The 18,265-nt window shown below is 42.9% G+C and carries 15 protein-coding genes; 10 read left to right on the top strand and 5 right to left on the bottom strand.

The window, feature by feature from the left end; all coding sequences use genetic code 11:
- Positions 1-18: 18 nt before the first annotated feature.
- The 6 genes from DK428_RS02275 (at position 19) to DK428_RS02250 (ending at position 9,141) form a co-directional block, all read left to right on the top strand.
- Positions 19-1,752: an ABC transporter ATP-binding protein gene (locus DK428_RS02275; RefSeq protein ID WP_109090005.1), complete on the top strand. Its 1,734-nt coding sequence runs from the start codon at positions 19-21 to the stop codon at positions 1,750-1,752.
- A gap of 43 nt (positions 1,753-1,795) precedes the next feature.
- Positions 1,796-3,508 (top strand): ABC transporter ATP-binding protein, encoded by a 1,713-nt coding sequence (locus DK428_RS02270; protein ID WP_162616585.1) that lies wholly within the window; start codon positions 1,796-1,798, stop codon positions 3,506-3,508.
- Between the two features lie 356 nt (positions 3,509-3,864).
- Complete coding sequence (focA, locus tag DK428_RS02265) at positions 3,865-4,716, top strand: formate transporter FocA (protein WP_109064197.1); 852 nt, start codon at positions 3,865-3,867, stop codon at positions 4,714-4,716.
- Positions 4,717-4,801: 85 nt separating this feature from the next.
- Positions 4,802-7,114, top strand: coding sequence for a formate C-acetyltransferase (pflB, locus tag DK428_RS02260; RefSeq protein ID WP_109064196.1), 2,313 nt, complete (start codon positions 4,802-4,804; stop codon positions 7,112-7,114).
- A gap of 164 nt (positions 7,115-7,278) precedes the next feature.
- On the top strand, positions 7,279-8,019 hold the full coding sequence (pflA, locus tag DK428_RS02255; protein ID WP_012771195.1) for a pyruvate formate lyase 1-activating protein: 741 nt from the start codon (positions 7,279-7,281) through the stop codon (positions 8,017-8,019).
- A gap of 258 nt (positions 8,020-8,277) precedes the next feature.
- The gene (locus DK428_RS02250; protein WP_109064195.1) at positions 8,278-9,141 is read left to right on the top strand and encodes a DMT family transporter; all 864 of its coding nucleotides are present in this window, start codon (positions 8,278-8,280) and stop codon (positions 9,139-9,141) included.
- Positions 9,142-9,212: 71 nt separating this feature from the next.
- On the opposite strand, the gene DK428_RS02245 is transcribed toward DK428_RS02250, so the two are convergent.
- Positions 9,213-10,625 (bottom strand): multicopper oxidase domain-containing protein, encoded by a 1,413-nt coding sequence (locus DK428_RS02245; protein ID WP_109064194.1) that lies wholly within the window; start codon positions 10,623-10,625, stop codon positions 9,213-9,215.
- Complete coding sequence (locus tag DK428_RS02240; RefSeq protein ID WP_109064193.1) at positions 10,626-11,369, bottom strand: 1-acylglycerol-3-phosphate O-acyltransferase; 744 nt, start codon at positions 11,367-11,369, stop codon at positions 10,626-10,628.
- 108 nt (positions 11,370-11,477) lie between these two features.
- Here DK428_RS02240 and lpxH point away from each other — a divergent pair, with 108 nt between their 5' ends.
- The 3 genes from lpxH to DK428_RS02225 all read left to right on the top strand — a co-directional run bounded on the left by lpxH (position 11,478) and on the right by DK428_RS02225 (position 13,470).
- Complete coding sequence (lpxH, locus tag DK428_RS02235) at positions 11,478-12,209, top strand: UDP-2,3-diacylglucosamine diphosphatase (protein WP_109064192.1); 732 nt, start codon at positions 11,478-11,480, stop codon at positions 12,207-12,209.
- Positions 12,202-12,708: a DUF2301 domain-containing membrane protein gene (locus DK428_RS02230; RefSeq protein ID WP_109064191.1), complete on the top strand. Its 507-nt coding sequence runs from the start codon at positions 12,202-12,204 to the stop codon at positions 12,706-12,708. The genes lpxH and DK428_RS02230 overlap by 8 nt, the downstream gene beginning before the upstream one ends.
- A gap of 84 nt (positions 12,709-12,792) precedes the next feature.
- Positions 12,793-13,470 (top strand): helix-turn-helix transcriptional regulator, encoded by a 678-nt coding sequence (locus DK428_RS02225; protein WP_109064190.1) that lies wholly within the window; start codon positions 12,793-12,795, stop codon positions 13,468-13,470.
- 42 nt (positions 13,471-13,512) lie between these two features.
- Here the strand turns inward: DK428_RS02225 and DK428_RS02220 are convergent, their stop codons facing one another.
- The 3 genes from DK428_RS02220 to efp form a co-directional block, all read right to left on the bottom strand.
- Positions 13,513-14,727: an aromatic amino acid transporter gene (locus DK428_RS02220; RefSeq protein WP_109064189.1), complete on the bottom strand. Its 1,215-nt coding sequence runs from the start codon at positions 14,725-14,727 to the stop codon at positions 13,513-13,515.
- Positions 14,728-14,890: 163 nt separating this feature from the next.
- Positions 14,891-16,267 (bottom strand): tyrosine phenol-lyase, encoded by a 1,377-nt coding sequence (locus DK428_RS02215; RefSeq protein ID WP_109064188.1) that lies wholly within the window; start codon positions 16,265-16,267, stop codon positions 14,891-14,893.
- A 310-nt stretch (positions 16,268-16,577) separates the two neighbouring features.
- Complete coding sequence (gene efp / locus DK428_RS02210) at positions 16,578-17,144, bottom strand: elongation factor P (RefSeq protein ID WP_005544066.1); 567 nt, start codon at positions 17,142-17,144, stop codon at positions 16,578-16,580.
- A gap of 33 nt (positions 17,145-17,177) precedes the next feature.
- On the opposite strand from efp, the gene epmB reads away from it, so the two are divergent.
- Entirely contained in the window at positions 17,178-18,197 is a 1,020-nt protein-coding gene (gene epmB / locus DK428_RS02205; RefSeq protein WP_109064187.1) for an EF-P beta-lysylation protein EpmB, read from the top strand.
- The last annotated feature ends 68 nt before the right edge of the window (positions 18,198-18,265 follow it).

The raw sequence follows: 18,265 nt of genomic DNA, 5'->3' as shown, positions 1-18,265 counted from the left end.
AATGAAAAGGATTTTGCGATGGCAGAGACTTCTTCACATTGGGCGATTATTCGTCCTGTTCGTCGTCAGATTTATGGGGCGATCGGCTTATCTTTCATTTCTTCAACGGCAAGCGTCGGTTTTCTTTTTTTATTAAGCGAAACCCTGATTGCGCTTGCGCAACATCAATCTTGGCAGTGGTTTGCCATCGGTGCGGCGGCTTGTTCGTTCGTGGCGCTGTTCGCCCGGCGGGCGGCGTTTAACCAATCCCATTATGCTTCTTTTCGATTAGAACGTTTGTTGCGCACCGAATTAAGCGAGCGGGTGGCCTTCGCGCCGCTTGGCATTATGCAGGAATTGGGCAGCGGGGCGGTGGCGAAGATTTTGCAGGAAGACGTGCGTAATTTGCATATTTTCGTGGCCGATAGCACGCCTTTATACGCGCGGGTTTATGCCGTTCCGCTTTTGGTCTTTTTGGCGTTGTTGGCGTTAAATCCGTTTTTTGCTTTTGTGCTGCTCGGTTTTTCCGTGGCCGGTTGGCTGGTGTTGGGCTGGGTGTTGAATAATCTTCATCGCCCCGAATTAACGCAGCAATATCATCTTTCGCAAGAGCGGGTAAGCAATAAAATCATTGAATTTATGCGCACCATGCCGGCGATTCGCGCCTTTGGCGAAACGGAATATGCCCAGCGACAATATCGACAACTTCTTACCGCGCAAAGCGATTTTTTAACCCAATGGTATCAACTGGCGGGCAGTTCGGCAAAACTGGCGATGTTGTGGCTTAATCCGTTAACCACGTTGTTATTGATTTTGTGGGTCGGCGTGCTGTTTTTGCCTTATGATTTTTTCACGCTGACGCAATGGCAAGCGGTTTTATTATTAGGCACGGGCATGGTAGAAACCTTAATGCCTTATGTCAGCCTGTTCCATTTGATTGATAAAGCGAAACTTTCCATCGAGCGGATTCAACGCTTACGGCAAATTGAGCCGTTGCCGCAAGCCGCCGAGCCGCAAACGCCCGTCCGTTATGATGTGGATTTCCGGCATGTCACGTTTACTTATCCCGCGCGACAAAGTCGAGCGTTGGACCATCTTAATTTTCATCTGCCGCAAGGTTCCTTTAGCTTGGTGGTGGGGCAATCGGGGTCGGGCAAGAGCACCTTATTACGGCTATTGCTGCGCTTTTGGGATCCGACGCAAGGCAGTATTTGTATCGGCGGGGTTGATCTTCGCCGGATCGCCACGACCGATTTGATGTCGATGATGTCCGTTATGCAACAAGAAAACGTGCTGTTTTCCGGCACGGTGCGGGAAAATTTGTGTTTGGGGTTGGCGGAAATTGATGACGACACCTTGGTGAATGCGGCGAAAACCGCCCAAATTCACGATTTTATTCAAACCTTGCCGCAAGGTTACGACAGCCCGATAAACGAACGGGGAAACAACTTTTCCGGCGGGCAAATTCAGCGTTTAGCCATTGCTCGGGCCATTTTACAAAACCGCCCGATGATTTTGTTGGACGAACCCACCGCCTATTTTGATTACGACACCGAACGCAAACTCATTCACGCCATCGGGCAATTAGCGCAACACAAAACCGTGATCATGGTTGCTCATCGCTTAAGTTTCGCCGAGCAAGCCGATCAGATTTTATATTTGGAACAAGGCAAATTGGCGGAATTTGGCTCTCATCATGCGTTGTTGCGGCAACAAGGCAAATATGCCGCGTTATGGCAGGCCTACCAACAAGCCCGAGCGTGGCGCTATTAACAAGCGCGTCAAAGTGCGGTCAAAATTTAAGGAGTTTTTGCACATGTCTCAATTTTCCTTATTTCACCTGTTTAAAAGCATCGTTTCCCTTGCCGACGACTTGCGTAAGCCGCTCATTCGCAGTTTATGTTTGCTGGCGTTTGCCGCGCTGTTGCAAGGCGTGGCGTTTGCCTTGTTGGTGCCGATTTTTGTTGCGTTGGCGGCAGGCAACGTGCCTTATTTGTGGCTTATCGCCTTGACGGCGTTGTTGCTATTGGTGAGCGTTTGCCGTTGGTTCGGGCAGAATTTCGATTATAAAGGTTACGCCGCAAGGCTGAATCTTGCCTTACAAATTCGCTTGGGCGAACAACTGTGTCAAATGCCGCAAAGCGAGCTTGCGGCATTTCATTCGGGGGATATTAATTACAAGCTGTCGAGCAATGTGCAACAAGCCTTATCTTATTTCGGCACGATTTCTATTATGTTGTGCAATGCGGTATTAACGCCGCTTGCCTGTATGCTTGCCTTATTATGCTTTGAATGGCGCTTTGCCTTGTTGCTGGCGGCGCTGTTGTTGTTATTGATACCGTTTTATTTCCGCCGAAAAACCGCCGTCAGCCAAGTGGTGCGACAGTTGGCGGACGCCGAAAACCGGCTTAATCGGGAATTGATTGAATTTAGCCAAGGGTTAACGGAATTGCGCACGGCACAAGCGATTAGCGGAAAATTTAGCCGTATTGAAAATGCCTTTCGTTATTTGGAAACCTTTCAACGGCAAACCCAACAACACAGCAATAAACCGGAGTTAATTTTAGGCGGCACGGTCGAGTTGGCGTTGCTCGTGAGTTTTGCGGCGGGCTTGATGTGGGTGTTGGGCGGTTCGTTACCGCTCATTGTGTTGGGCGCTGTCATGACCATTATCGTGCGCTTTAATGAGCCGTTAAGCGGGTTGATTTCCATGTTCGCCATTTATCAACTCATTCATGAAAGTTTGCAACAAATCACGCAATTTTTAGCCATTCCGCCGTTGCCGCAAGGCACGCCGGAACAATTACCGAACGGGGCGGATATTGCTTTTGAACGGGTGACGTTTCAATACCCGCAGAGTGCGGAACCGGCAATCAGCGAGTTTTCTTTGCAGATTCCGAGCAACAGCCTGTTTGCCATTGTCGGGAATTCGGGCTGCGGCAAAAGCACCTTAATTCGGCTGCTGACACGTTATGCCGACCCGACGCAAGGGGTTATTCGGGTCGGCGGTGCGGATATTCGGCATATTCCGCCAAAAACCTTGAGCCGAATGTTTTCGCTGGTTTTCCAAGAGGCTTATTTGCTGCAAGACAGCATTTACAATAATTTATGTATGGGCGAAACCTTTTCGCAGGAAGCGATTGTGGCGGCGTGCCAAAAAGCCAACTGCCACGATTTTATCAGCAAGCTGCCGCAGGGCTATCAAACGCAAATCAGCGAACTCAGTAGCAACCTTTCCGGCGGCGAAAAACAACGAATTGCCATTGCGCGTGCGTTGTTGAAAAATGCCCCGATTATTATTTTAGACGAACCCACCGCCGCGCTGGATGTGTTTAGCGAGCAGGCGGTGCAACAAGCCTTAAGCCATTTGGTAAAAAATAAAACGGTGATTGTGATTGCCCATCGTCTTAGCACGATCGTCAATGCCGATTGGATTGTCTTACTGGAACACGGGCGGCCAGTGGAACAGGGAAATCATCAGACGTTGTTGGCGTTAAACGGTAAATATAAGGCGCTATGGGGACATTAGTTTGCTGTTGTTTCATGGCATTAGACGTTCCTTCGTTTTGCAAAATCCAATGAAAAAAACGTTGTTATTTTAACCGCACTTTGCCGCCGAAAAGCAAGGCAATCGCGCGTTCGACGTGCGTTTTGAGGACGCGCGTTGACTTGTTGCCAACTACTCCTATCTAATTATTGACAAATAACAAAGTTCTCTCGTGAAAACCAAGAAATATTTTTACTTTGCTATAGAAAGAAAATATAATTAACAAAAATTATAAATTTTCAAATTTTTTTAAGTTTTTTTGCTGCTATGCAGTGTACTACCTGTTGTAAATTAGCATATTTACGAGGCAAAAATTGTAAAAAAAGGGGGATTTTGACATGGATACCGAAACTTCCAAAACAACTTGTATGGTCTCTCCGGCAGAAATGAGTCAAATCGGTGAAGATGTTGGGGTATATAAGGCATCTAAAAGACAGATTTTATCGTTTTTTTCGGCGATTCCGGCGGGCGCGTTTATTGCTTTAGCGTTTGTTTTTTATACCACGACGCAAACAGGAAATGTAGGGGCTTCGTGGGGCTTAACCAAGCTGGTCGGCGGTATTGTATTCTCGTTGGGTGTGATTATGGTTGTCGTCTGTGGCTCCGAGTTATTTACATCTTCCACGATGACAACAGTGGCACGGGCCAGTGGTCGAATTAGTACTTTTCAAATGTTGCGAAATTGGGTAGTGGTTTACTTTGGTAATTTCGTCGGCTCAATTTTTATTGTTCTCATTATTTGGTTTTCAGGTCAGACAATGGCGGCTAACGGTCAGTGGGGCCTCACCATTTTAAAAACCGCCCAACATAAGATTCATCATATGTGGTTTGAAGCTTTTTGTTTGGGTATTTTGTGTAACATTATGGTGTGTATTGCCATTTGGATGACTTACGCAGGAAAAACCTTGACAGATAAAGCTCTCATTATGATTTTACCGATAGCTTTGTTTGTTGCGTCAGGATTCGAGCACAGTGTGGCGAATATGTTTATGATTCCAATGGGTATCATTACCGCACACTTTAGCACAGCGGAATTTTGGCAAGCGATTAATATCGATCCTCAACAATTTGCAGATTTAGATCTTTATCATTTTTTTGTGAAGAATTTAATTCCGGTGACGTTGGGGAATATTGTTGGCGGTGGTTGTTGTATTGCATTGACCCTGTGGTCAATTAACCGACCTCATTAATCGGTTTGTGTGGGAAGGAAACCAAAGCCGTTCGTTTCTTTCCTAAAAAGGCTTATTTTTATCAATAATCTAAAAGAGGAATGTTATGACTCAATTAACAGAAGCTCAACAAAAAGCTTGGGAAGGTTTTGTCGGTGGAGATTGGCAAAATGAAGTTAACGTACGTGACTTTATCCAAAAAAACTATACGCCGTATGAAGGAGATGAATCTTTCTTAGCTGATGTAACGCCTGCAACAACAGCGTTGTGGGATAAAGTGATGGAAGGCATCAAAATCGAAAATAAAACGCACGAGCCGTTAGATTTTGATACGGATAACCCATCAACAATCACTTCTCACAAACCGGGTTATATCAACAAAGATTTAGAAAAAATCGTTGGTCTTCAAACCGATGCTCCGTTAAAACGCGCCATTATGCCATTTGGCGGTATCAAAATGGTCAAAGGTTCTTGCGAAGTTTACGGTCGTCAATTAGATCCGGAAGTAGAACATATTTTCACCGAATATCGTAAAACCCATAACCAAGGTGTGTTCGATGTTTATACACCGGATATCCTTCGTTGCCGTAAATCAGGCGTGTTAACCGGCTTACCGGATGCTTACGGCCGTGGTCGTATTATCGGTGACTATCGCCGTTTAGCGGTTTATGGTATTGACTACTTAATGGCCGATAAGAAAAAACAATTCGATTCACTACAAGCAAGATTAGAACGTGGTGAAGACATCCAAGCCACCATTCAATTACGTGAAGAAATTGCCGAACAGCATCGTGCATTAGGCAAAATGAAAGAAATGGCAGCCTCTTACGGTTACGATATTTCTAACCCGGCGACTAACGCACAGGAAGCCGTTCAATGGACTTACTTTGCTTACTTAGCGGCTGTGAAATCACAAAACGGTGCAGCAATGTCCTTCGGTCGTATTTCTTCCTTCTTAGATATTTATATCGAACGTGATTTGAAAAACGGCAAAATTACCGAACAAGAAGCACAAGAATTAATTGACCACTTAGTCATGAAACTTCGTATGGTGCGTTTCTTACGTACGCCTGAATACGATCAATTATTCTCCGGCGACCCAATGTGGGCAACTGAGACCCTTGGTGGTATGGGCTTAGACGGTCGTACATTAGTGACCAAAAATAGCTTCCGTATTTTACACACCCTTTACACCATGGGCCCATCTCCGGAACCAAACTTAACTATCCTTTGGTCTGAAAAATTACCTGATGCATTCAAACGTTACTGTGCCAAAGTGTCTATTGATACTTCCTCCGTACAGTATGAAAACGATGACTTAATGCGTCCTGATTTCAACAGCGATGACTACGCGATTGCTTGTTGTGTATCCCCAATGGTTGTAGGTAAACAAATGCAATTCTTCGGTGCCCGTGCGAACTTGGCAAAAACCTTGTTATACGCAATCAACGGCGGTATCGATGAGAAAAACGGTATGCAAGTCGGTCCGAAAACCGAGCCAATCAAAGATGAAGTGCTTGATTTCGATACCGTAATGACCCGCATGGACAGCTTCATGGATTGGTTGGCAACACAATATGTAACTGCCTTAAACATCATCCACTTCATGCATGACAAATATGCTTATGAAGCGGCGTTAATGGCATTCCACGATCGTGATGTTTTCCGTACCATGGCTTGTGGTATCGCCGGACTTTCCGTTGCCGCCGACTCTTTGGCTGCAATCAAATACGCGAAAGTGAAACCGATTCGTGGCGACATTAAAGATAAAAACGGTAACGTTGTAGCGTCTAACGTAGCAACAGATTTTGAAATCGAAGGCGAATATCCGCAATTCGGTAACAACGATGCTCGTGTAGATGATATCGCATGCGACTTAGTTGAACGTTTCATGAAGAAAATTCAAACGCACAAAACTTATCGCAATGCGACTCCGACACAGTCTGTACTTACTATCACTTCTAACGTGGTATATGGTAAGAAAACAGGTAATACACCGGACGGTCGTCGCTCTGGCGCGCCATTCGGACCGGGTGCGAACCCAATGCACGGTCGTGACCAAAAAGGTGCGGTAGCGTCTTTAACTTCTGTGGCTAAATTACCATTTGCTTACGCGAAAGACGGTATTTCTTATACCTTCTCCATCGTACCAAATGCGTTAGGTAAAGAATACGAAGCGCAAAAACGTAATCTTGCCGGCTTAATGGATGGTTACTTCCACCACGAAGCGGAAGTGGAAGGCGGTCAGCACTTGAACGTTAACGTGATGAACCGTGAGATGTTGTTAGATGCGATGGAAAATCCGGAAAAATATCCGCAATTAACCATTCGTGTTTCCGGTTATGCCGTGCGTTTCAACTCGTTAACCAAAGAGCAACAACAGGACGTTATCACCCGTACATTTACACAATCAATGTAATTTCGTGATAAAACTGTGTTAATATTTCAGCCGCTTACCGTAAGGTAAGCGGTCTGATTTTTTAGGGACATATCCATTTTACGAACGTTAAAGAAGTCACTCAAAAAACACTTACGAAAACGACCGCACTTTTAACGATACCATGGCAAATTATTGAGGAATACATGTCAGTTGTAGGAAGAATCCACTCTTATGAATCTTGCGGCACCGTTGATGGGCCGGGCATTCGTTTTATTCTGTTTTTGCAAGGCTGTTTAATGCGTTGCAAGTATTGCCATAACCGCGATACTTGGGATCTACACGGCGGCAAAGAAGTCACCGTGGAAGAATTAATGAAAGAAGTGGTGAGTTATCGTCATTTTATGAATGCCTCCGGCGGTGGCGTGACGGCCTCCGGTGGTGAGGCAATTTTACAGGCGGAATTTGTGCGAGATTGGTTCCGTGCCTGTAAAAAAGAAGGCATCAGCACCTGCTTGGATACCAATGGTTTTGTTCGCCATTATGATCATGTCATTGATGAACTCATGGATGTCACCGACTTAGTGTTGTTAGATTTGAAAGAACTTAACGACGAAGTACATCAAATTCTTATCGGTGTACCTAATAAACGCACCCTTGAATTTGCCAAATACCTGCAAAAACGTAACCAACGGGTATGGGTTCGCTATGTGGTAGTGCCGGGTTATACGGATTCCGATAATGACATACATTTATTGGGAAAATTCATTGAAGGCATGACCAATATTGAAAAAGTGGAGTTGTTGCCATATCACCGCTTAGGCGCGCATAAATGGGCAGCTATGGGCGAAAAATACGAATTGGAAGACGTAAAACCACCGACAAAAGAATCCTTAGAGCACATTAAGACTATTCTTGAAAGTTACGGTCATGTTGTTAAATATTAATCGGAATAACTATTGTCTGAGCTAAAAAAACTGATGGCGCGTGTTTCCTAACGCGTGCCTTTTTATTTTTATATCAATGTATTACAAGCACAGTCTAGAAAGTGTGTGTGACCAAGCGAAATCTAATAAGTGCGGTCAAAAAATACTTAAAAAAATGACCGCACTTTTCTCAAAAAATAAACCCTTTTCCCTCGTTTACGCTACCTTAAAAGCGCACTACAATAGTTATTTAACCCCCTCTGTTTTATAAGGAATCCCATGCGCTACATTCTCATCGCATTATTTTTATGGAGCAGTTCTTTCGTTGCCGGTAAATACACCTACACCATGTTGGATCCGGTGTTGATGGTGCAATTACGCTTATTAATTGCCACCGTGATTGTGTTGCCGATGTTTATGCGCGTTTGGAAACGTGTGCCAAAAGAAGTACGTCCGCAAGTGTGGTGGCTCGGGTTTTTGAATTACCCTGCGATTTTTTTGTTGCAATTTATTGGTTTAAGTCACACTTCCGCATCCAGCGCGTCAACCATGCTAGGGTTGGAGCCTTTCTTGGTGGTGCTTATTGGGCATTTTTTCTTTGGCGACAAAGCCCAAACCCATCACTGGATTTTTGGTTTGATCGCATTCCTCGGCGTGGTCATGTTGATTTATGGTGGCGAAGAAACGGGCAATATCAGCCTGTTCGGGTGTAGTTTGGTGTTGCTTGCCGGCGTGGTATTTGCTTCGTGCTTGCGTTGGACGCAAAAAGTTATCATACAATTAACCGCGCAAGTTTATACCACCAGCAGCATTGTGTTTGGCACGATAACCTGTATTCCTTTCACCCTTTGGCTTACCGAAAGCTGGCAAATTCATTGGAATTGGCAAGGTGTTGCAGGTTTGCTTTATATTGGTATCGGTTGCAGTTGGTTGGCGTATTATTTGTGGAACAAGGGGATTAATAGTGTGGATTCCAACCTAGCGGGGATTTTGGTTTCTCTAGAACCGGTATTCGCTATTATTTTGGCGGTATTATTATTGGGCGAAAACATTAGCCCATTGTCTTGGTTGGGAATTTTAGCGGTAATCGCCACCACATTAATTTCGAGTGTTTATCCGCGTTTGATTCGACGCGCAAGCTAACAAAAAAGACAAGAAAAACCGACCGCACTTAATGCTTGAATATCAAAGTGCGGTCGGTTTTTTTGTTATTTTTATTGCACCAACATCAATCCTATGCAACCTTTATCGGCTAACATTAAGTCGGAAGCGCCGAAAGTGAACGGGTAATTGTTGGATGAGGTGTTTTCAAATTTTACTAAAATGGACACTTTGCCGTTGATTAATACGCTGTCCTTCCAACCGATTTCACTTGCTTCTAAGGCCTTGCCATTGACAGATTCAACAATAAATTTGGCACCCCGAATGGCAAAGCCTACAGGTGAGGATGCGCTTAAGGTCCAGCGTTCCACACTGCCTAATTTGGCGGAAACATCCAAACGGCGAGGATCTAAGCGGTTTTTGTTGATGGTGGCGTTGCCGACATCAATATGAAAAGCGCGTTCTTGTTGAACTTTAGCCGATAATAGGCTCGGTGCGTCTGTGTTAAATTTCCACGTTTGTTCTTTTTTCTCAAAAGCACCGGCGAGACCTTCCGGGCGTAATTCCAAAATGGTGTTATCAATTAATTCACCATCAGAACCAAAGAAGTGACTGATTTTATCTAAAATGCCCCGTTTTTTGCCGGTGATTAGGCTGACGTTTTCACCGTCATTTAAGTCCACCAAAATTTCTACACGCTCACTTGGTGCAAGCATGACCACATTACGTTTTTGGCCTTGCGGCAGGAAACCGAGATCTTGTGCGATAAGGGTGAATTCCCGCTCATCATCAAAACGTAATTCATAAGTACGGGAAAGAGAAGCATTGAGTACGCGCAATCGTACTAACCCGCGAGGCACGGTGAGATAAGGTGCTTCTTGGCCATTCACGAACAAGCGTTCACCAATAAAACGGCCTTGATGTTGTTGGAACAGTTGTGCGCCTTCGGTGTTCAACTGCATGTCTTGGAGAATCAAGGGAATGTCGTCTACGCCGTATTTTTGCGGTAGACCGAGTTTAGTACTTTCTTTATCTTCAATCATCCATAATCCGACCAACCCGCGATAGGTTTGATAGGCAGAATTGGCAAGGGTACAAGCGTGATACCAACAGGTGGATGGCGCTTGGGTGATGGGAATGATTGGTGCCCAAGTTTCGTCTTTTTGCAAATTTTTGGCGATGCCACCTATGAGTTCGCCGGAGGCCTGTAACCCTTGAATGTTCATGGCAACAAATTGTGGCAAGTTATTTTTCCAGTTAAGTTTGGCAAAATCATCTTTTTTAATTTTAATGGTCGGGCCTAAATATGCCCCATTAAACCCCCAAACCTCTGTACGTTTTCCGGGCAATAACGGCGCTTGCGTATTTTGTAAATTGAGGAAAATCGGTTTCCCCCGTCGCGTTTCAAACAACGGCGGAATCGTCAACGAGGGGCGTGTTGCTGCTAACAAGGGGGCCGGCACACTGAAAAGTGCGGTAGAAAATAAAGTTGTTTTTAACAGCTGACGACGGGAACAGTTTTTCATTTAAGCCTGCTTATTCTCTGAGCATTGCGTTTGAGCGATTTCTTGATCTAACTCGTTAATGCGTTTTTGCATCAGATCGTGGCAATATTCCGCCAGTTCGCGCACATTGTCACGGGTATAGCCTGATACATCAATCGGTTCCAACATTTCACAAATAACTTTACCGTTATCCCAACGATTTAAATCGATTTTATTGTGTGTTGTGGAGCAAACCACAGGTACAATCGGCACGCCGGCGGCAATAGCAGCATGAAAGGCGCCGGTTTTAAACGGTAACAAACCACGTCCGCGACTACGGGTACCTTCAGGGAACATCCAAATGGACAGATTATCTTCGTTAATGCGACGGGCGAGTTCGGTCATGGTGTTATGCGCTTTAGAACGATTATCGCGATCTAAGAAAATGTTACCGGTTGCCCAATATAAAATGCCGAAAAATGGCACCCAAATCAGGCTTTTTTTGCCTACGCTGACGGTGCGTGGCATAACCATGTAGGAAATGGTGACCATATCGTAGTTATTTTGATGGTTACCGATATAAATACAACGTCCGATTTGATTCACGTTAGCGGGGTAGCGGTGTTCGACTTTTAAACCGAATAATGGATGCAGGCGTCCGAACCAACGGGCAAAAATGCCTACGTTACTTGGGTTACGGAAACGGATGAAAGAGTAGATTGTGCCTAAAACACAAATCAGAATACAGCAAATAATAATAATGAAAATTCTGGCGATTTTTAACATGATAAAGCCCCTTAAAAATTTGCCTAAGTATAGCTAAATTAACGGAATATGTGTATTAATAACTGCTAAATATGCTAATCTAGCTAAAAATTTTTGAATGATATTCTTATGCAAAAAACGTATTTTATTGCGGATTTACATCTCACCGAAAATCGACCGCACTTAACGCAGCTTTTCCGTCAATTTATGTTGGAACAAGCACCGCAAGCGGAAAAACTCTATATTTTGGGCGATTTATTTGATTTTTGGATTGGTGATGATGAGAAATCCGAGCTCATCAGTGAAGTACAAGAACTGATAAAAAATCTGACAGAACAAGGCGTACAATGTTATTTCCAACATGGAAACCGTGATTTCTTAATTGGTCAGGCATTCGCCCAGGCTTGCGGTTTAACAATTTTACCGACATATCAAGTGATTGATTTATACGGCGTGCCGACGTTGTTGTGTCATGGTGATACATTGTGTGTGGATGATGTGAAATATCAACAGTATCGCAAAAAAGTCCATCAAAAATGGCGGCAGTGGTTATTTTTACATTTGCCGTTAAAAGTGCGGTTAAAAATCGCCGAGAAAATTCGGGCGAAAAGTCGGCAGGATAAACAATATAAACCAACAGAAATTATGGATGTCAATGCAGATTTTGTGTTGCAAATCTTTCATAAATTTAATGTTACACAAATGATTCACGGGCATACTCATCGACAAAAACGCCACGAAATTCCACCGCACTTTACCCGCATTGTGTTAGGCGATTGGGGCGAGACATCTTCTATTTTGGAAGTGACTCCGAATGCGATTCAATTTATTAATGATAATTTAAGGAGAGAAAATGGCTGATCCACATATTAAATCCCCTATGGATGTTTGGGATTATATAACGGTAATTCTATATCGCTCGGGTTTCTGTTTGGCGGCACCGATGTTGTTTATATTGCCGTGGTATCCGGAAACGGCGCAAATTGGGCTATTAATTGCGGCGACATTGTGCGCTTCCTGCGTGCATCTATATATGAAAAATTTTCGTTTCATTTTTCAATTTGCCATGTGGCTTGGTCTGCTGTGTCAAATTTTGGGCTTTCCACTGTTGGCGTTGGGCGCGGCATTTTTAGTGTTGGGCGGATTGAGTTATAAGGAATATTTTTGTTTCCGCGTATTTGCGTTGAATCTACAACCGATTTTTTTCGCATTATTGTGGTTTAGTTGGGTTTTTCACGTCATTTGGCTTAGCACGTTACTGTCTTTTATCACAGGTATTCTTATTTTAGTTTTAAGCATCCAAAAATGGCGTATGCCATTCCACTTTGATATTGGCGATAAAACAAAATATCAGGTTTGATGAGAGGCCGATACTTTATTTATTATTTGCGATTAAATGGGATGGGTATAGAATAAATTATTGGCGATTATTGGGGTGTAAGTTATGAATAATGTTCAAAAGAAATATTTTATTGGTTTGACACATTTTTTAGGTAATGTGTTGGGGCCTAAATACGAAGTTGTTTTTCATTCCTTTGAAAAGAATAAAGCCTCAATGGAGGCTATTGCCAATAGTCATGTGAGCGGCCGAACATTATCTTCTCCGCTCAGTTCTTTCGCTTCGAATATGTTGCAGGAAAAAGTGTATTTGGATAAGGATTTTATCTTTAACTATAAGGCGGTGGCCGATTCCGATAAGATGATTCGCGGTTCTACATTTTTTATTAAAAACGGCGATAAACTAGAGGGGATATTGTGTATTAACCACGATACTTCCGAGCTGGTAGAAACAATGTCGAAATTAATCTCACTGGAAAATTTAGGCAGTTTTGTGAATGCGCTAGGTATCGATCCTGCATTAAATAATAGTGAAGAGTCAGAAATCACCAGTAAAGAAAAATTAGAACATTCCATTGAGGAAATTTTATCGGAATATATCGATTTAATGTCACTGGATACTGACAAAAACTTAACCTTAAGACAAAAGGAACATTCAATTAAGGTGTTATTTGACAAAGGTATTTTTAATATAAAGGGTGCTATTCCTATTGTAGCGACATTTTTAAAAATGTCGGTGCCAAGTGTTTATCGGCATTTGAAATTAATTAAAAATAAAGAATAGAAAAATTGACATCCTAAAGTGCGGTTAGAATGTCAATTTTTTTTAACCTACCACAACCGGTAAATAACCCAGCTTAATTAAAAATGGGATGCTGACGATAATAACACCGAGAATAGAGACCAAAAGAAGAATGCCTGAACCACCAGGAACCCGATATGGTAAATTTGGATGTTGTTGTCGTGCTTTCCATACTAATGCCGCCGGTAAAACCACCGCATAGAATGCAAACATTTGCCCTGCGTAACCCAATGCTAGAATGAATCCCTCCGGGTAGAAAAAGGCGAAAAGCAATGGTGGAAGGAAGGTTAGGAAACCCAAAAATAGTCTGTTGGTATTGATGTTGAAGGCGCGTTTTAATAAGTCTTCAATACATTCAAGCAAACCTAGCGCTACGCCTAAGAACGAGGTGATTAAGGCCAGAGCCGAAAACACTTTTACAACCGTGGCAATCATGCTACTACCGGTGATGACCCGTACCGCCTCAACCAATCCATTTAACGTTGGGTCATTATTTAAAATTTCTAGGAAACGGGTTTGGCTGAGTACACCATGGGTGGAGAATTGCCAAAGAAGATAGCCGATCAAGGTGATTGCCGAACCTGCAATAATGGATATTCTTAATGCTTTTACGTTGCCTTCCAAATAGTTGTTTAAGCAAGGAATGGAACCGTGGAAACCAAATGCGGTGAAAAATACCGGGCTGGCGGAAATGAGTAGAGCATTGTCAATTGGCATCGCCATTAAGTTATCTACTTTAATTTCCGGAATCATTAGTCCCAATACGATGAACAACGCGGCAATCATGGTGAAGAATAAAATACGGTTAAAACCATCAACAATTTTTGTTCCGATAACCACAAACATGCCGAAGAAAACAGTAAACACCAAAATAGAACCTTTCATTTTGAGTTCCGGTGTGGTGAAATCCGGTAAGGTTGAGGCAAGTATGCCACCACCTCCGGTAACATAAGCGGCAAGTAAGGCAAATAGGAAAACCATTAACACGGTTGTCGCCACAATACGCCCCGCTTTGCCGAAGTACTGGGCTGCGAGGGTTCCGATTCCAGCATCATATTCTGCCGTTTGATATACCTCGACGAAAAGTAGTGCACTGTAAGTTAGTAATACCCACAGGGCACAAAGTAGAACCACTGTAAACGTGAAACCGATGCCTGCCGAAGTCAGTGGCATGGCAAGCATCCCTGCGCCGATCATCGTGCCTGAAGTGATCAGCGTACTGCCTAATGTTTTGTTCATAAGCTTTCTCCTTTCTTATTCAAGTAGAAAGGCTAATCACTTCCTTATTTGACAATACATCGAACAACAATGTCTCATTAGAATGTTTTCGCATTTTCTTCGTTAAATATTATCCGGAATATAAAAAGCCCTCACTCCGCTGTCGAAGTGAGGGCTTTTATGGTTATTTCTGTTCAAAGCGTGCAGTGAAGAAACGGAGTTGTTTCGGTTCATACACGAAACGAAGACCTTTAATGTCTTGTTTATGGTTGAATAGATGGATAATACCGTCAGCCACTAAGTCCATGTGGGCGTAAGTATAAACACGACGAGGAATCGTGATGCGCACAGTTTCCAATTTCGGACGATGGTTTTCACCGGTTTTTATATCACGACCGGCAGAAATAATACCGCGTTCCATTGTACGTACACCGCATTCAATATAAATTGCGGCAGCCAATGCTTGAGCCGGGAAGTCTTCTTCTTGTTTCAAATGTGGGCAGAAACGACGGGCATCTAAGAACACAGCATGACCACCGATAGGTTCTACAATCGGTACACCGGCGGCTTTTAATTTTTCACCAAGGTAACGGACTTGTTTAACACGGTGTTCAATGTACTCTTCCTGAGTTGCTTCTTTCAAGCCAATAGCCATCGCTTCCATATCACGACCAGCCATACCACCATAAGATGGCATACCTTCAAATACCACGACTAACTCTTTGGCTTTCATGAATAATTCTTCATCATTCATACACAAGAAACCACCGATATTGGTTAAGCAGTCTTTTTTACCACTCATGGTACAGCCATCAGCATAGCTGAACATTTCGTGTACGATAGATTTAATAGAACGATCTTTGTAGCCTTCTTCTTGCTCTTTAATGAAGTAAGCATTTTCTATACAACGGGTGGCATCGTAGAATACTTTAATGCCATGTTTGGCAGTGAGTTCGCGCACGGCTTTCATGTTGGCGATGGAAACAGGTTGACCTCCGGCGAGGTTTACTGTGACAGCCAAGCACACATAAGCAATGTTTTCAGCCCCTTTTTCATTAATAAGATTTTCTAATTTTTTAACATCGATATCACCTTTAAATGGAATATCTAATGACGCATCGTGCGCTTCATCACGGATAATATCATAGAAAATACCGCCATTGGCTTCTTGGTGATAACGGGTGGTGGTGAAATACATATTACCCGGTACATATTGTCCCGGTTTAATCGCAATACGTGAAAGAATGTTTTCTGCACCGCGACCTTGGTGGGTTGGTACAATGTATTTGAATCCGAATAATTCTTGAACGGTTTCTTGTAGATGATAGAAGTTTCGACTACCGGCATAAGCTTCGTCACCCAACATCATACCGGCCCATTGACGGTCACTCATCGCGTTGGTACCACTGTCGGTTAAAAGATCGATATACACGTCTTTTGAGTCAAGTAAGAAGGTATTATAACCCGCTTCTTTCATGGCTTTTTCACGTTCTGCTTTCGGTAAAATGGAAACCGGTTCAACGCTTTTGATTCGGAACGGTTCTGCTGGATAGTATGCCATAATTTGTCTCCTATACTATGATGAGTTTTTAAGGTCCATGTTTTTCATAACTCGTTTCTCAAACATCTATCATCGAGTTGTGGCTATACTAATAGAAATTTTTCTCAATAACTGTGAACATTATCACAAATAATAAAAAATTATTAAAATTTATTTATTTTGTTCTAAATAATAATTTTTTATACGATTGTGTGTGATTTGTGAACAAAATGGCCATTTAATCAAGAGAAAAGTAATGAAAAACGGCAAAAAAATAGACCCGCTCAAATGGCGGGTCTAATGTGATGTGTTGTGAAATATGAACGCGATTTTATTTCACGCGGGAAACGTATTCGCCGGAGCGGGTATCTACGCGAATCACTTCACCGATTTGTACGAATAATGGTACTTTCACCACAGCACCGGTGCTTAAGGTTGCCGGTTTGCCGCCGGTACCAGCAGTATCACCTTTAAGACCCGGGTCGGTGTCAACGATTTCTAATTCAACGAAATTTGGCGGAGTTACTGTGATTGGTGCGCCATTCCATAAGGTAACGATACAATCCGCTTGGTCTAATAACCATTTTTCCGCATCGCCTACGGCTTTAGCGTCAGCAGAGTATTGTTCAAATGTTTCCGGATGCATGAAATACCAGAATGCATCGTCTTTGTATGAATAAGTTAAGTTAAGATCCATAACATCAGCGGCTTCAACAGAAGTACCGGATTTGAAGTTCACATCCAATACTTTGCCGGAAATTAATTTACGAATACGGGTGCGTGTAAATGCTTGGCCTTTCCCCGGTTTAACAAATTCGTTTTCAACGATAACGCAAGGCTCGCCGTCTTGCATAAATTTTAGACCTGGTTTGAAATCACTGGTAGTATATGTAGCCATATTATCCTCAAGAAAAAGATTGTTTTTTTAAAAGTGGCTATTCTACATCAAAACATCCCGATTAGAGAAGAACAAAGTTGGTTAGAACATCTCGCAAACGGAATTTCAGACCCGAAAATTTTATTGCAACACCTCGAACTCCCTTTCGAACCATTCAAACAAGACATTGAAGCGCGAAAATTATTTGCTATGCGTGTGCCGATGCCTTTCGTAGAAAAAATGGAAAAAGGTAACCCGCGCGATCCCTTATTTTTACAAGTCATGTCTTCCGCCGATGAATTTTTGCAGGCTGAAGGGTTCTCAAAAGATCCTTTGGAAGAGCAAGATGACAAAAATGTGGTGCCGAATATATTGCATAAATATCATAACCGTTTGTTATTTATGGTAAAAGTTGGATGTGCGGTGAATTGCCGTTATTGTTTTCGCCGCCATTTTCCTTATGAAGAAAATAAGGGGACGAAGCAAAATTGGCAAACGGCATTGCAATATATCGCTCAACATCCTGAAATTGAAGAAGTAATTTTTTCCGGCGGTGATCCGTTGATGGCAAAAGATCATGAGCTTGACTGGCTGATAAAACACTTGGAAAACATACCGCACTTAAAACGACTACGCATTCATTCCCGTCTGCCGGTGGTCATTCCGCAACGGATTACCGATGCTCTTTGTTCGATATTGGCTGAAACGCGTCTGCAAAAAATCTTAGTGACCCATGTCAATCATGCCAATGAAATTGATGAGGATTTTTCTCATGCCATGGATAAATTAAAGAATTGCGGTGTCGTATTATTAAACCAATCGGTTTTACTGAAAGATGTGAATGACGATGCCTACATTCTGAAAGCATTGAGTGACCGTTTATTTTCAGTGGGAATTTTGCCTTATTATTTGCATTTGCTGGATAAGGTGGAAGGTGCGGCGCATTTTTATCTTGATGATGCGCAAGCCCTAAGTATCTACAAACAACTACAACGTATTACCTCCGGTTATTTGGTGCCGAAATTAGCCCGTGAAATTGGTGGGGAGCCGAATAAAACCCTCTACACAGCATGATTCCGATACCAAAAAAGTAAAAGATGCTTTAAAATAAGCAGGATTTTTTTACTTATAAAATTGTGGCG

Source organism: Aggregatibacter kilianii (assembly GCF_003130255.1).
Taxonomy (GTDB): domain Bacteria; phylum Pseudomonadota; class Gammaproteobacteria; order Enterobacterales; family Pasteurellaceae; genus Aggregatibacter; species Aggregatibacter kilianii.
The sequence above is the reverse complement of the archived record's forward strand: the minus strand, read 5'-3'. Positions and strand labels throughout refer to the sequence as shown.